Source organism: Gilliamella sp. BG3 (assembly GCF_046635605.1).
In the GTDB taxonomy this organism is placed as follows: domain Bacteria; phylum Pseudomonadota; class Gammaproteobacteria; order Enterobacterales; family Orbaceae; genus Gilliamella; species Gilliamella bombi.
Map to the genome: position 1 here is coordinate 145935 of NZ_JBIDFE010000003.1, position 15362 is coordinate 161296.

The 15362-nt window shown below is 35.4% G+C and carries 10 protein-coding genes and 1 CRISPR repeat array; of the genes, 3 read left to right on the forward strand and 7 right to left on the reverse strand.

The window, feature by feature from the left end:
• Positions 1 to 161: 161 nt before the first annotated feature.
• The 5 genes from mmuM to mfd all read right to left on the reverse strand — a co-directional run bounded on the left by mmuM (position 162) and on the right by mfd (position 9195).
• Positions 162 to 1103, reverse strand: a complete 942-nt coding sequence (mmuM, locus tag ACGH6S_RS02350) for a homocysteine S-methyltransferase (RefSeq protein WP_411578665.1) — start codon at positions 1101 to 1103, stop codon at positions 162 to 164.
• A complete protein-coding gene (mmuP, locus tag ACGH6S_RS02355) occupies positions 1090 to 2493 on the reverse strand; it encodes an S-methylmethionine permease (RefSeq protein WP_085163920.1) in 1404 nt (467 codons plus the stop codon). Before mmuP ends, mmuM begins: the two co-directional genes overlap by 14 nt.
• A gap of 89 nt (positions 2494 to 2582) precedes the next feature.
• A complete protein-coding gene (locus ACGH6S_RS02360) occupies positions 2583 to 3875 on the reverse strand; it encodes a DUF945 family protein (protein WP_174798553.1) in 1293 nt (430 codons plus the stop codon).
• A gap of 313 nt (positions 3876 to 4188) precedes the next feature.
• On the reverse strand, positions 4189 to 5700 hold the full coding sequence (locus ACGH6S_RS02365; protein ID WP_411578664.1) for a YdgA family protein: 1512 nt from the start codon (positions 5698 to 5700) through the stop codon (positions 4189 to 4191).
• A 36-nt stretch (positions 5701 to 5736) separates the two neighbouring features.
• Positions 5737 to 9195, reverse strand: coding sequence for a transcription-repair coupling factor (gene mfd / locus ACGH6S_RS02370; RefSeq protein WP_411578663.1), 3459 nt, complete (start codon positions 9193 to 9195; stop codon positions 5737 to 5739).
• A gap of 158 nt (positions 9196 to 9353) precedes the next feature.
• On the opposite strand from mfd, the gene lolC reads away from it, so the two are divergent.
• From lolC to lolE, 3 genes are read left to right on the forward strand one after another with little or no spacing between them, the layout of a single operon-like run.
• Positions 9354 to 10556 (forward strand): lipoprotein-releasing ABC transporter permease subunit LolC, encoded by a 1203-nt coding sequence (gene lolC, locus ACGH6S_RS02375; protein WP_411578676.1) that lies wholly within the window; start codon positions 9354 to 9356, stop codon positions 10554 to 10556.
• Positions 10549 to 11253 (forward strand): lipoprotein-releasing ABC transporter ATP-binding protein LolD, encoded by a 705-nt coding sequence (gene lolD, locus ACGH6S_RS02380; RefSeq protein ID WP_065590452.1) that lies wholly within the window; start codon positions 10549 to 10551, stop codon positions 11251 to 11253. Before lolC ends, lolD begins: the two co-directional genes overlap by 8 nt.
• A 12-nt stretch (positions 11254 to 11265) precedes the next feature.
• Positions 11266 to 12504, forward strand: a complete 1239-nt coding sequence (lolE, locus tag ACGH6S_RS02385) for a lipoprotein-releasing ABC transporter permease subunit LolE (RefSeq protein WP_411578662.1) — start codon at positions 11266 to 11268, stop codon at positions 12502 to 12504.
• A gap of 54 nt (positions 12505 to 12558) precedes the next feature.
• Here lolE and ACGH6S_RS02390 read toward each other — a convergent pair whose 3' ends face one another.
• Both ACGH6S_RS02390 and ACGH6S_RS02395 read right to left on the reverse strand, forming a co-directional pair.
• A complete protein-coding gene (locus ACGH6S_RS02390) occupies positions 12559 to 13290 on the reverse strand; it encodes a rhomboid family intramembrane serine protease (RefSeq protein WP_411578661.1) in 732 nt (243 codons plus the stop codon).
• Between the two features lie 43 nt (positions 13291 to 13333).
• Positions 13334 to 13828 (reverse strand): GNAT family N-acetyltransferase, encoded by a 495-nt coding sequence (locus ACGH6S_RS02395; protein ID WP_085163926.1) that lies wholly within the window; start codon positions 13826 to 13828, stop codon positions 13334 to 13336.
• Positions 13829 to 14149: 321 nt separating this feature from the next.
• Positions 14150 to 15078: a CRISPR direct-repeat array (repeat unit 28 nt; unit sequence GTTTACCGCCGTGTAGGCGGTTTAGAAA).
• Positions 15079 to 15362: the final 284 nt, after the last annotated feature.

The window sequence follows — 15362 nt, forward strand, 5'->3', positions numbered from 1 at the left end:
GAATTATTGACTGGACTATCAGGCTTTAACTTGATAGAAGATAAAAATCAAGTGTTTAACTGATGGTTTTGTTGGTTTAATTTGATTGGATTTGAAGCCGTTTAAGATATTATGGCAAAACAACAATAGTTCTTCATGCTCAAAATCCAATCACAATAAAATTAATAATCCTTTAATAATCTCACAATCTCTTTAATATCATTCGGTGTTGTTTGACAGCAACCGCCAATTAATTTTGCACCTAATTTTGTCCAGATTGGTAGTTGATTTTTGAAGGTGCAATCATGTTGATGGTTCTTGTGCCACTGTTTTGTTATTGGATCATATTGTTCACCTGAATTTGGATAAACAATTAATGGTTTGGTTGTAAGCTTATTTAGCACTTCTAATGCTGGAGTAACACTTTCTAACGCAATGCAGTTAATACCAAGGCTTACAATTTGCTCGAAGTTATTTAAATAATCTATTACTTGTGATAATGGTGTGCCATCGCTAAGATGCTGGGCATCTTTTAATGTAAACGAAAACCATGCATTGATAGTTGGAAACTGCTGTATCAATTTAACTAACGCTTTAATTTCAGCAAAAGAAGGTAGAGTTTCACAAGCAAGGATATCAACTTGGGCATTAATCAAGGCTTGAATGCGATCACGGTGAAAATCAATAAATTCAGCTTCAGTTAGTTGATAGTCGCCAGTATATTCTGACCCATTAGCAAGATATGCTCCATAGGGACCAACTGACCCAGCAATCAATAATGTTTTATTTTGCTTTGTTTCATTCAAATACTGCTGTTTAGCTTGCTGTGCAAGTTCAACGCTTTTTTTTATTAATTTGATAGATTCATCAAACGTAATTCCTTTTTTTTCAAACCCTACTGGTGTGGCTTGATAGCTGGCGGTGATAGCGCAATCGGCGCCAGCTTTAAAATAGTCATAATGAACTTGATAGATCAGTTCGGGCTTTTCAATTAATACTTTTGCCGACCATAGACTATCATTAAGATCGCATCCACGGCGTTGTAGTTCACTGGCTAGTGCACCATCAATAATAATGTGATTTTTTTGTTTGAATAGTGCACTAATTAGATTATAACTTGTCATTTTTTACTGCTCGTTTTTGATAAGATTGGGTAAAGTGATGCGCAATAAAACAGACAATTACAAAAGGAATACCGCAATAAAGCGCAATGCGTTGTTCTGGATCGAATGCTAAACCAATGCAAGCAATCAAACACAGAATAAACCCTAAAATTGGCACAAAAGGGTAAAATGGTGCTTTATATTTTAAGGCATTTTTTTGATTTTCGGATAGTTGCTTTCTAAAAAAGTAATGTGAAATGCAAATACTTAACCAAACTGCTACCACGGCGAAGCCAGAAATAGCGGTTAATGCTACAAATACAGTATCAGGAGCTATCACGCTTGAAAATAACGCTAACAATCCACCAAGCATACTTACTGCAATAGCGATCATTGGAATACCTTTATTGGTTAATTTAGCAAAGCACTTTGGTAGTGTACCTTGATTAGACAACGACCACATCATACGCCCAGAGGCATAAAGTCCTGAATTAGCGGCTGATAAAATAGCGGTTACAATAACAAAATTAAATATATCAGCAGCATATGGAATACCGATATTTTCAAATACCATTACAAATGGACTAGTAATAACGCCAGCTTGATCCATAGGTAGTAGAGAGGCTAACACAATAATGGTTCCAATAAAAAAGAGAATCAATCTTAAAATTGTTGTTTTAATGGCAAGTGGAATCGATTTTTCGGGATTATGAGTTTCGCCCGCAGCAATACCAATTAACTCGGTACCAGAAAAGGCAAAATTAACTGAAACCATCGTCATGATAATTGGTGTTATACCATTAGGAAACCAGCCATTATCGGTAATATTGTGTAAAAAAGGTGCTGGCATGTCATTTTTCATAGGAACAAAACCAAAGATAGCAGCAGCTCCAGCAACAATAAAAATAATAATAGTGATGACTTTAATGATTGAAAACCAAAATTCACTTTCGGCAAAGAATTGAGCGGTTATAATGTTTAATGCAAAGATTACGATACAAAAAATTAAACACCAAATCCAGACCGAAACAGTAGGGAACCAATACTTCATACATAATCCAGCTGCGGTTAGACTTGAACCAAGTGCCACTGTCCAAGTTAACCAATACAGCCAAGCAACGGTATAACCAGTGCCAGGACTAATAAAGCGAGAAGCATAAGTGTGAAATGCACCTGTTTCAGGCATAGCGACAGCCAGTTCGCCTAGGCACAACATCACTAAATAAACAACTAATGCACCAATTAAATAAGCAATAATAGCGCCAATAGCCCCAGCAGTAGCAATAATATAACCAGTATTAAAAAATAAACCTGTGCCAATAACGCCACCCAGTGACAACATAATTAAATGACGGGTTTTCATGGTTCGTTTAAATTGGTTTTCTGTTGTGGATGATGAATTTGTATTCATAAATTTTTTTGCTTAAGTTAAAAATAATAAGATTCCGCCAAAATTAGTGGCGGAACTAAATAGGTTAATTTGAATAATAAATTAGCTAATTATAATTGTTCAAAGAATTCTTCTTTTGTTACTTTTTTACCATTTACGTTAACTTCATCACTATCTTTGGTTAGGCTTATATCAGAATAGATACCTTTGGTTTTACCATTGCTTGAAGTAAAATATTGAGAGCTACTAATGAAAAATGCGGACATCATTTGTAGGTTTTGATTTGCTTTAGCAATTTGTTCTGGTGTTACCGTGTTAGAGTTAGGGTTTTCGATCTGTGCGGACGTATACGCTAATACATCAAATGGTGCTTCAAGTTTTAATTTTAGTGAGTCAATTTTATCGTAATCAGCTTCATCAATAGCTGTACTATCTACATCAGACATACTGAAAATTAGGTTAAGATTAATATCGCCTGCAGGATTGTGCCAATTCAATTTATTTAACGAAAAATTAATATAATGCTTTTGTTCTGTATCATCTGAGTCAGGATAACCTATTCCCAATTGATTAGTGAATAGATGTTTATCAAGTCCTTTAAAATCAATATCTATCGAGCCATAACCTAGATTTTGTTGTCCATAAATAATTGAATCTACACTACTTGAAAATGATCCATCGACAGTATTGGTGACGTCATTTAGGACATTTTTTTCGTCCATAACGAATTTATTAATAACAACCGAAACTGGTTTTGAATTAAATGATGCAGGGTAGGTTAATAAAATTTTATCAATTTCAATTTTAGTTGATATGTCAGAGCCAGTAGTATAACTACCAAAGGTGTACTTGCCTTCACCAAGTTCTAATGCACTATCAATTCTTGGAAAGAATGGAACTTCATTTTGGGTAACTTTTATTGCTTTGCTTGCTAGTTTAACAGTGATATATTCGCCATAACTTATACCTGCATGTCCTGTAATAAAAGGCTGATTGCCCGCTAGCTTCCAAAGTGTCGGATTAGTTTGTTCGCTCATTTCATATTCTAACCAAGCCATTTTAGGCGCAAAACTTCCTTTGGCGAGTGCAGCGATAGGAAATGGACCATGATGAATAGTAACATCATCAGAAAATAAGGTTTTAGGTTGAGCATCGTCGCCTGTAGCATTTTGGAGTGATGCTGTAATAGTTAAATGCAATTTAGTTGAAAAGATATTCTTTTCATAATTACTTTTTATAATATTAAACGTAAAATCGTTTTGAGTTTGATTAATTTTGTTTGTAATTTGTACCAATTCATTATCGATGTTATTTTCGATCATGTTGCCTGTATGCCATGCAGTGCCTACGTAAGCAACCCCTAATACAGCAAATATTCCTATAGCAAGTGTGGTTTTTTTCATTATAGTTCTCTTAGTTATTTATTATATTTTAAATTATCATTCCTGATGATTTATAAAATCAACCAGCAAACTTTTAATATATTCAAAGTGATAAATTAATTGTAATCCTAGTTGTTATAATTTTAATCGATTTGAGCTTTCTAGGCGATAGTTTTTTGATTTTTTGTAAAATGCACCTATACAAGTTTAAATAAGTACCCTAGCATATTATGGTGCATATATTGTTAACTACTACGCTTGAATCTAAAATAATCGCTAAATTAACCAATATCATTGAAACATTTTATAATTTTTTTAGTGTCGCTAAAATAAATTAGAAATTTCCAAAAAAATCTTTTTTATCTAGTAATTGTCCATTTACCTTTACGCTTTGATTGCCTTTTGTATACTCCACATTAGAATAGATACCTTCTGTTTGATCTTTATTAAAGATAAAAAATGGTGATCTACTAAAAAACATTTTGGCATTGTTTTTTATTACAGCGCTTTCTTTTGCAATTTGTTCTGATGTAACTTGCTTAGTGTTAGGGTTTTGGATTTGTGCGGACAAACTAGCTAAAACATCAAACGGAGCTTCGAGATTGAATTTAAGTGTATTTATTTTGTCATAGTTTTCTACATCAGTATTTGAGCTATTTATTTCTGATATATTAAACAATAAGTTAACATTAATGTCGCCACTAGCATTGTGCCAATTCAATCTATTTAACGAAAATTCAATATTGTGTTTGTCGCTCTCACTTATGTCAGGATCAGTTGTTTCAAAGTGAGGATCGAAAAATTGTCTACCAACCCCTTTGAAGTCAATATCAAATGATCCACTACCTAGATTTTGTTGACCGTAAATAATCGAACCAATGCTACTGACAAGCGAACCTTCAATTGTATTATTGCTGTCATTTAAGATATTTTTTTGACTCATCACAATTTTGTCAATAATCACTGATTCGTTTTTCGGTGTGGATGATTTGAAATTTAATGTAATTTTATCAATACTGCTTTGCTCATCAATATTTCGATTTTTGTAGTTAGCACGACCTTTTGATTTTAAGTTGTCAATATTAAAATTCCCTTTTGAAAGATAGCTATCAAAACTGTAGTTAATATTGCCAATATTAAATTCATAATCGATGTCTTCTGTGGTAGTCAGTGGCTTTAATGACAGTTTAAAGTCATCAAAGTTAAAATGATGGGTATCGTCAGAAAGAAAAACTAATTTATCCAGTTTGATTTCAGCCTTGATGTCAGAACCATCGGTATAGCTACTAAAGGTATAACTGCCGTTACTGATATCTAAGATACTATCATGAATGGTTGGGATTTCGTTTTGCGAGGCTTTAATCGCTTTGCTTGCTAGTTTAACGGTAATATATTCGTCATAACTCACGCTTGTATGTCCACTAATAAACGGTCGATTGCCCGCTAGTTTCCAAAGTGTTGGATTTGCTTGTTGACTCATTTCATATTGTAACCAAGCCAATTGTGGGGAAAAAGTCCCTTTTGCAAGCGCAGCAATAGGAAAAGGACCATGATGGATAGTGACATCGTCATCAAATAAGTTTTTTGGATAACTACCTTGAATAGTCGATTCACGTGGTGATACGGTCACTGTTAGATGTACTTTTGTTGAAAAAATACCTTTGTCATAATGGTTTTTAGTAACGGAAAATGTGAAAAGATCTTGGGACAGGTTAACTTTGTTTGTGATTAGTGCTAATTGGTCATCAATATGCTCTTCAATCATATTACCGCTGTACCATGATGTACCTGCATAAGCCATACCTAATACAGCAATTATTCCTATAGTAAGTGTGCTCTTTTTCATTGTGGCTCTCTTAGTCGTTTATTGTAATTATAGTTATCATTCTTGATGACTTGCAAAATCAGACAACAAATTTTTAATATATTCAATGCGATCGATTCGTTGCAATTCTGATTTTTGTAATTTTAATCGATTTGAACTTTCTAAGCGATAATTTTTTGGTTCTTTTTGAATTATTTCAATTAAGTAATTGACTGACACCTTATTATTATTACCGAATTCAATATAACCGCCTTTTTCACCAAATTCAATCTTAGTAATGCCTAATTGAGTTGCGTGATAACGGATTTTGGTAGTTTCTAGTAAAAAAAGCACTGCATCGGGCAATTTACCAAAACGATCTCGCATTTCAACTTGAATATCGGTGAGTTCGATAAGATCGGTGATACTCGCAATACGTTTATATAGTGATAAACGTGTATTAACATCGGGAATAAAATCATCAGGAATAAGTGTTGGTAAGCGTAACTCAATTTCTGTTTGTTGATTATTGATTAATGATTCAAGTGTTGGCTCTTTGCCTTCTTTTAGTGATTTGACGGCCTCATCAAGTAGCTCAATATAAAGGTTAAAGCCAATGGTCTCAATTTGACCGCTTTGATCGCTGCCTAATAACTCCCCAGCACCTCGAATTTCAAGATCGTGTGTGGCTAGAGCAAAACCTGCACCTAAATCTTCAAGTGAGGCAATTGCTTCTAGGCGTTTTTTTGCATCTTTAGTGAGTAATTTAGGATGTGGAGTTAATAGATAAGCATAAGCCTGATGATAAGAACGTCCAACTCGTCCTCTGAGCTGATGTAACTGGGCTAAACCAAATTTATCGGCACGATCAATGATAATGGTATTGGCATTAGGAATGTCGATACCCGTTTCAACAATGGTTGTACAAACAAGTATGTTAAAACGTTGATGATGAAAGTCATTCATTACGCGCTCTAAGTCGCGTTCATGCATTTGCCCATGACCAATGGTAATTCGTGCTTCGGGCACCAGCTCTGCCAGTTTTTCGCTTACTTTTTCGATATCAGAAATATCATTGTGTAAGTAATAAATCTGACCACCACGTAAAATTTCACGCAAAATGGCTTCTCTAATCACGAGATCATCATATTCTCTAACAAAGGTTTTCACTGCTAATCGGCGAGCTGGAGGGGTCGCAATAATAGAAAGATCCCGCATACCACTCATTGCCATGTTGAGGGTTCTTGGAATTGGCGTTGCGGTTAGTGTTAGAATATCAATGTTTGCTCGCATTGCTTTAATTCGTTCTTTTTGGCGGACGCCAAAACGATGTTCTTCATCAACAATCAACAGGCCTAAATCTTTCCATTTGATATCTTCTTGTAACAATTTATGTGTGCCAATTACAATATCAATTTTGCCTTCACCAAGAGCTTCTATAATACTTTTTTGTTGTTTGGCGGTTTTGAATCGAGACAGGCTTTCTATGCGAATTGGCCAGTTTGCAAAGCGATCACAAAAACTTTCGTAATGTTGTTCTGCAAGTAAAGTTGTAGGAACTAAAACTGCTGTTTGTTTATGATTAATAACGGCTAAAAAAGCAGCTCGGATCGCTACTTCTGTTTTACCAAATCCAACATCACCACAGACTAATCTATCCATGGCATAAGGAGAGCACATATCGCCAATTACTGCCCCAATGGCATTTTGTTGATCATCAGTTTCTTGATAAGGAAACCCTTGGCAAAATAGTTCATACTGCTCTCGGTCTTGTTTAAATTCAAATCCGGGTTTACTTTCACGTTCAGCGTAAATATCTAGTAATTCAGCAGCAACATCTCGTACTTTTTCGGCCGCTTTTTGCCGTGCTTTGCTCCATGCATCAGTACCTAATTTATTGAGTGGTGCGTTCTCTTCATCGCCACCAGAATAACGGCTAATTAGATTTAATGATGAAACAGGAACATAAAGCTTGGTGTCATTGGCATATAATAGAATAAGATATTCAGCCGTAATCCCACCTGTTTCTAATGTGGTAAGTCCTGCATATCGACCAACGCCATGTTCTAAATGGACAACGGGTTTGCCGGGTGTTAGCTCAGCTAAACTACGAATAAGTGAATCAGTATTGATAGCTTGTTTATTTTCTTTTTTACGACGAACTACTCGTCGTCCTAATAGCTCATTTTCAGTAATAAAGGCAAAATTATCTTGCTGATTGATAAAGCCTTGTTCACTAGCTCCAACGATTAAATAAAATCGGCTATCACTGTTTTTTCGTTCATCAAGTAAATTGATGGTAGTGGGATGAATACGAATTCGTCCAAGAATTTCTTGTAAAGCCTCTTTGCGTCCTTCTGATTCAACCGAAAAGATGATTGTTCCTGCAAAATTTTCAACAAATTTTTGAAATTGCAAATAAGGATCTTTTTGTTGGATCTCAATAGCAATATTAGGTAATGCTACATAAGGCAAATTAACGTTTTTATTTGATTCAATCGTTATTGCATGCGATAAAACCATTCTTGGGTAGTTTTTGAAATTGGCAAAAATCTCGTCAGTTTTAGACCAAATAACATTTGGTGCAAGTAATGGTCGCATAGGATCGACTTTGCGACTTTCATAACGTTGGGTAATATCTTGCCAATATTTGTTAGCATATTGCTCAATATTAACTGTATTGATAATTAAGCTATTTGTTAAAAAATAAGAAAATAGAGGTGTTAATGGTTCGTTAAAAAACAGTGCTTGCCAATATTCAATACCAGTTGGCAAAATATTTTTACTAACTTGTTGATAGATGCTTTCTGAGTCTAATCTAACTTCAAATTGTTCTCGCCATTGACTACGAAACAACTCAATAGCTGTTTTATCGAAAGGAAACTCATGGGCTGGTAGCAATTGTATTTCAGCAATTTCATCAAAGGTACGTTGAGTTTCGACATCAAAAGTACGGATACTGTCGATTTCATCATCAAAAAAATCGATGCGATAAGGCTTATCACTGCCCATGGGGTAGATATCAAAAAGTGCTCCACGAGTAGCATATTCGCCATGCTCCATAACTTGGCTGACTGAACGATAGCCAGCATTTTCAAGTTGAAGGCGTAAATGTTCTCGGCTAATTTGTAAGCCTTTTTTCATCATAAAAACATGTCCACCCAAATAACTTTGTGGACAGACTTTTTGCATTAAGGTATTAATGGGTAAAATTAACGCCCCCTTGGTTAAATGTCCAAGATGATAAAGGCAAGATAAGCGTTCTGATACGATATCTTGATGAGGAGAAAAGCTGTCATAAGGCAATGTTTCCCAATCTGGAAAGATAATAGACGGGAAGGATGTAAACTGCTTTAGTTCTTCATGAATGCGCGAAGCTTGTTGCATATCATCAGTGACAATCACAACTATACCTTCATGTGCATCTATAGCTTGAGCGCAAAATTGTGATAAGGAAGAGCCAACTAGCTGCCCAATTTGCTTTACTTCACCTGATTTTTGAGGAATTAAGTTTGAAATATTAACTGTTTTAGACATGATGAGTTCGTTGATGTCGCTGAAAATTTATTGTCAGATTATAACGTAAGTATGAGGTTGTTTTCTATAACTGTTTAATCCTGTATGATAAGCACCTTGCATTTAACTAGCAAAACTTTGTAAAAAAGTTTCAGGTAATATATACGTTTATGTCAAAAATATTTCGTCCATTAGTATTTTTTATTGGTTTGCGCTATGTATACGGGCAAAAAACGGATGGGTTTGGTCGCTTTGTATCATGGTTGTCGATGATTGGGATTATGTTAGGTTCAATTGGTCTAATTGTGGTCTTATCAGTCATGAACGGGCTTGAAGATCAGATGCAAAGTAGTATTTTAAAGTTTTTACCTCAAGCCCAGATCACAACACCACAAGGTAGGATAGATCCTAAGGTCATTACTCGTGAGCAATTTAATCAGATTCAAGATGTTAATCGTATTAGTCCTTTAGTGTCGAGTGATGTGGTTTTGCAAAGTGAGCAAAGTATCACTGTAAGCACACTAATGGGCATTAACCCAGAAGATGATGATCCTATTAATGATTATATCTATAGTGGATCGCTCTTAGATCTTCAAGCAGGGCAGTACAATGTTATCATTGGACAAACGTTAGCTAATCAATTAGGTGTAACCGTTGGCGATAAAATACGTTTAATGGTAACAGATGCAAGTCAAATTACCCCAGTTGGGCGTATACCTTCCCAGCGTTTATTTAATATTGTAGGACTGTTTACGGTTAACCACGATATCAATCAAACGCTTATTTATGTCAATCAATCTGACGCTAAAAACTTATTACGTTATCCTCCTAATATGATTAGCAGTTGGCGTCTATTTTTAGATAAACCACTTGATATTGCCTCGATAACTAACACCCCATTACCTGAAGGATTAGTCTTTAAAGATTGGCGAGCTAAACGAGGTGAATTATTTCAAGCCATTAAAATGGAAAAAAATGTCATGGGATTGCTTATTAGCCTAATTGTGATTGTTGCGGCTTTTAACATTATTACTTCATTAAGCTTGCTGGTTATGGAAAAGCAAGGCGAAGTCGCTATTTTAAAAACACAAGGTCTGTCTCGCTTTAAAATTATGTTAATTTTTATTATTCAAGGTGCAAGTTCAGGAATAATTGGCACGTTATTAGGTAGCGCCTTAGGACTGCTACTTGCTATTAACTTAAACGAAATCATGCAATTGTTAGGTTTATCTTTAGCTGGTATCTTGCTACCTTCATTGGTTGAACCATCGCAAATTATTTTAATTATTATTGGATTGCTTATGTTATCGCTAATTTCAACACTTTATCCTGCATATCGTGCAGCCAATATTCAACCTGCCGAGGCTTTACGTTATGAATAATTCACAAATATTACTAAGTGCCAAAAATCTTTATAAAACTTATAACGAAGGCAAAATGGTGACCGAGGTTTTAAAAAATGTCTCGTTTGATATTTATTCACAATCATTACTCGCCATTATAGGTAGTTCAGGATCAGGTAAAAGCACTTTACTGCATTTGCTTGGTGGCTTAGATAATCCCACATCTGGCGAAATTATTTTTAAATCACATCAGTTAAATCAATTATCTGAACAAGAAAAGGCACGTCTACGTAATCAAGAAATTGGCTTTGTTTACCAATTTCACCACCTATTGCCTGACTTTACCGCGCTTGAAAATGTAGCCATGCCACTATTAATTGGCGGCGTTTTACCCAACGAAGCTAAAAAACGGGCTATGGCAATGCTAGAGTCGGTTAATTTAGTCAAACGAGCAAATCATCGTCCTTCCGAGCTTTCTGGTGGAGAACGCCAACGAGTGGCAATAGGGCGTGCATTAATTAATAACCCCGCTTTAGTAATGGCTGATGAGCCAACGGGTAACCTTGATAAATCAACAGCCGATTCTATTTTTGAGCTACTGATTAAATTAAATCGTGAACACGGAACCGCGTTTTTGGTTGTTACACATGATCTTGAGCTTGCCAATAAACTTGATAAACAAATGGTGATGAGAGATGGTCAACTTTCTGATAGCGCATCATCAGATAACAATTAATGGATAATTAATATGAATTTATCTTTAATTACCGCCATAAAATTTCGAAAAGGGCGTCGTAAAAGTGGTATGGTGTCGTTAATTTCGATTATCTCAACACTCAGCATTGCTATTGGTATTGCGGCATTAATTATTGGTTTAAGTGCCATGAATGGCTTTGAACGTGAATTACACAATCGAGTGTTATCGGTAGTGCCACATGGACAATTCTATCCCAAATACGGCAATTTAGATAATTGGCAACACGTTCAACAAGAACTTAAAAACAATAATAATATTGTATCAGCCTTGCCATTTGTTAATTTTACTGGATTGATTGAAAACGGTAGTAAGCTTGGTGCTGTGCAAGTACAAGGTCTTGACCCTGAACAAGAAATGCAATTCAGTTCACTACCGAATTATGTACTGAATAATAAATGGCAAGATTTTAAGCCCGATAGCCAACAAATTATTATTGGAGCAGGGCTTGCTAAAAATTTATCAGTGAGTGAAGGGGGATGGGTTTCTTTATTAATTCCTGTTTCGAGTAGTCCAAATCAACTCAAACCACCTAAAAGAGTCCGTTTGCAAGTAGTAGGGATTTTAGAATTAAGTGGCAGCTTGAGTAATAATATGGCAATAATTCCATTAACAGATGCACAGAAATTACTAAATATGGGCGATAGCGTTACAGGTATTATGGTAAATGTAAAAGACGTTTATCAATCCAATAACCTTATTGGTCAAGCAGCATTAAGGCTTGACGAAGATCTGTTATTTAATAGTTGGGAACAGACGTTTGGCTTTATGTATCGTGATATTCAAATGATTAGGCAAATCATGTATCTGGCCATGATTGTGGTCATTGGCGTGGCTTGTTTTAATATTGTATCGACTTTAGTCATTGCCGTAAAAGATAAACAGCGTGATATTGCCATATTAAAGACCCTAGGCGCAACTAATCGTTTAATCAAACATATTTTTATATGGTATGGGGTGATTTCAGGGTTAATTGGCAGTCTAATTGGAGTTATTTTAGGCGTAATACTGTCATGGCAACTTTCTAACATCATGGGCTTTATTGAGTCATTAATGGGGCATAAAATCTTAAATAGCAATATCTATTTTATCGATTTTTTACCATCCGAAATTCATCTGTTTGATGTGGTGATAGTGTTTATAACTGCCATGTTACTTAGCTTAATTGCTAGCTATTATCCAGCTAAACGTGCTTGTAAGATTGAGCCTGCACGGATTTTAAATAGCTTTTAAATAGCTTTTGTATAAATAAGGCGCTGTTTAATGATAATCAGCGCCTTTTTATTATTAATAATAGACATAATAACCATTAGGTAAAGCATAGTGCATATATTGCACATAGATCCCCAATGTAGTCACAATAAATACAAGACCAATAATAAGCAGAGTTAACTTACTTGGGTATTTGAACATTTTAATACATAACGAAACAGCCCCACCAAGTACAAAACCAGCACAAGCACCACCAATATGCGCCATATTATCGATAGATGGCAATAACCCTAACCCAGCAGTTAATACTAAACTCACCAGCATTGCTTTGACTGGCATTTCTTGTATATTGGTTTTAAACACCAAACAATAAGCCAACAATGCGGTAATAATACCCAAAATAGCACCCGAGGCACCACAGCTAATCACATTTTGATTGATGGTGGCAATATCGCTTGATAAGCTTCCTACTAGCCCTGAAAAAAAGTAAATGCCAACAAAAGCAAGGCAAGGAATGCGCTGTTCTAAAATAGGACCAATGCTCCATAATGCCAGCATATTCATAGCTAAATGAGTAAAACTGACATGCATAAATAAATTAGTAAACATGCGCCAATATTGGCCAGAAAAAGTTAACTCCGCAACATCGGCTCCCCAATCAATCAAAAAATGATTTTCATATAATGGCGAAAACCCACGGCTATCAACTAGCCGAAATGCAAAAAAACACAGAATATTGATTACTACCAGCGTTGTTGTGATTTTAGATTGACTGGCGTAATATTTAATATCATTAAAGGTGCTCATTAAAAATCCTTTTGAATAGGTAAATTTTATCGATAGAGGTCAGTTAATCTAACCGTTTACCTAATATCACTAAATCACGCTGAACATTATCTAATTCAGCAATTTTTGGAAGAAGCCCCCATTGTTGATACTGCATTTTTTTAAATAAATTAACACTAGGTAAGTTATGTCGAAACACATAGCTAAAAATTGCCTCAATTCCAGCCTGTTTAGCAAATTGTTCAATTTTATCCACCATAAATTGACCAATTTTTTTGCCACGAAAATCTTGATGAAGATATAAGCTAATCTCAACGGTTTTATAAAAAGCGGGGCGACCATAAAACGAAGATAAACTAATCCAACCACAAGGTTTATCTTGATATTTAATTAACCAAAGTGGACGATTGTTAGGGTTATGCTGGTAAAACCATTCCAATCGACTTTCAACAGAAACAGGTACTGTATCGGCAGTAACTTGGCGACCAGCAATTGTTGAATTATAAACATCAACAATAAATGGTAAATCTTCTAATGTAGCATCGTGGTAAGTAATCATTTTTTTTTGCTTTAAGTGGTTTAAAGTGAAATTATTGTAATTTTATTATTGTTTATTGGCAATAAAGCATATTTTTTATAGTGAGAAAAATAATGCATAGTAATATTTCACATTTAAAATAAAATCAATTCACTAGATGGATTTTTTGAAAATACAATTTAAAAATTGCCTCAAAATATAAAATTTAGCTAACCCTTTTTTTTAACAATAAATTAAAATCAATAAAAACAAAAGGTTAATAATATCTTGTAAAAAAGGGTTTTTGACAGAAAAAATCCTGTTTGCCTTTTGCTAAATGGAATTATAGTATATTGGCTTCTAGTTTACCGCCGTGTAGGCGGTTTAGAAAAACAGCAAGAGAAATGTACATACTAAACCAATGTTTACCGCCGTGTAGGCGGTTTAGAAATCACTGTTTGACATGATGGTAGTCACGCCGTTGTTTACCGCCGTGTAGGCGGTTTAGAAACGTTCGCTGTTCCATTATCAGCCTCTTTTGCCAGTTTACCGCCGTGTAGGCGGTTTAGAAAGCTTTAAAAACCTCTACAAATCGCTCTCCGAAGTTTACCGCCGTGTAGGCGGTTTAGAAAGTTAATAGAACCAAGAGAATTAAGATCCGAATGTTTACCGCCGTGTAGGCGGTTTAGAAACATCACGGGATCTGTTGTTTCAAGCTGATAAAGTTTACCGCCGTGTAGGCGGTTTAGAAAACGTTTTTGTGCCACCTCTATAGTTTCTAATAGTTTACCGCCGTGTAGGCGGTTTAGAAACGATAACTCTATTTCGAAGTCTTCGGGCGTTTGTTTACCGCCGTGTAGGCGGTTTAGAAAATCTGACATTTTTTTAAGAATCTCTTTTCTTTGTTTACCGCCGTGTAGGCGGTTTAGAAAAGTCGGATTATTTTATTAAGGATGATCATTTAGTTTACCGCCGTGTAGGCGGTTTAGAAAATTGCAAAAAATGCCGCACCGACTGATACCGCGTTTACCGCCGTGTAGGCGGTTTAGAAAGATTGCGCTTGGCGGGTTGGTCCTATTCGTTCGTTTACCGCCGTGTAGGCGGTTTAGAAATGCTTTTATGGTGTCGGGGGCCGGCAATTTATGTTTACCGCCGTGTAGGCGGTTTAGAAACAGTTAAACAGGGTTACGGCGAACATCAAAAAGTTTACCGCCGTGTAGGCGGTTTAGAAATTGCGAAACAAGCGACGAGAGTATCATCATTGGTTTACCGCCGTGTAGGCGGTTTAGAAACACTGGTAGCGTTGATAATATTGTATTAGCGTGTTTACCGCCGTGTAGGCGGTATTTTGTATAAAAAATAGAAATTTCTGTATAACTGGTTGATTTTAATGAAAATAAAAAAATTAAATAAAATCAATGCTCTACCTGAACGATTTTATGGGCGTAATACATCTTATAACATGGTAAGGATTATATGTTCATTGGTTGTTAGGTAATTCACTAATTCCTTGGTTTAGAAATTATCACCAATATTCATGATATTCACAAAAGTTAAGGCTTACAAAACCTAACAC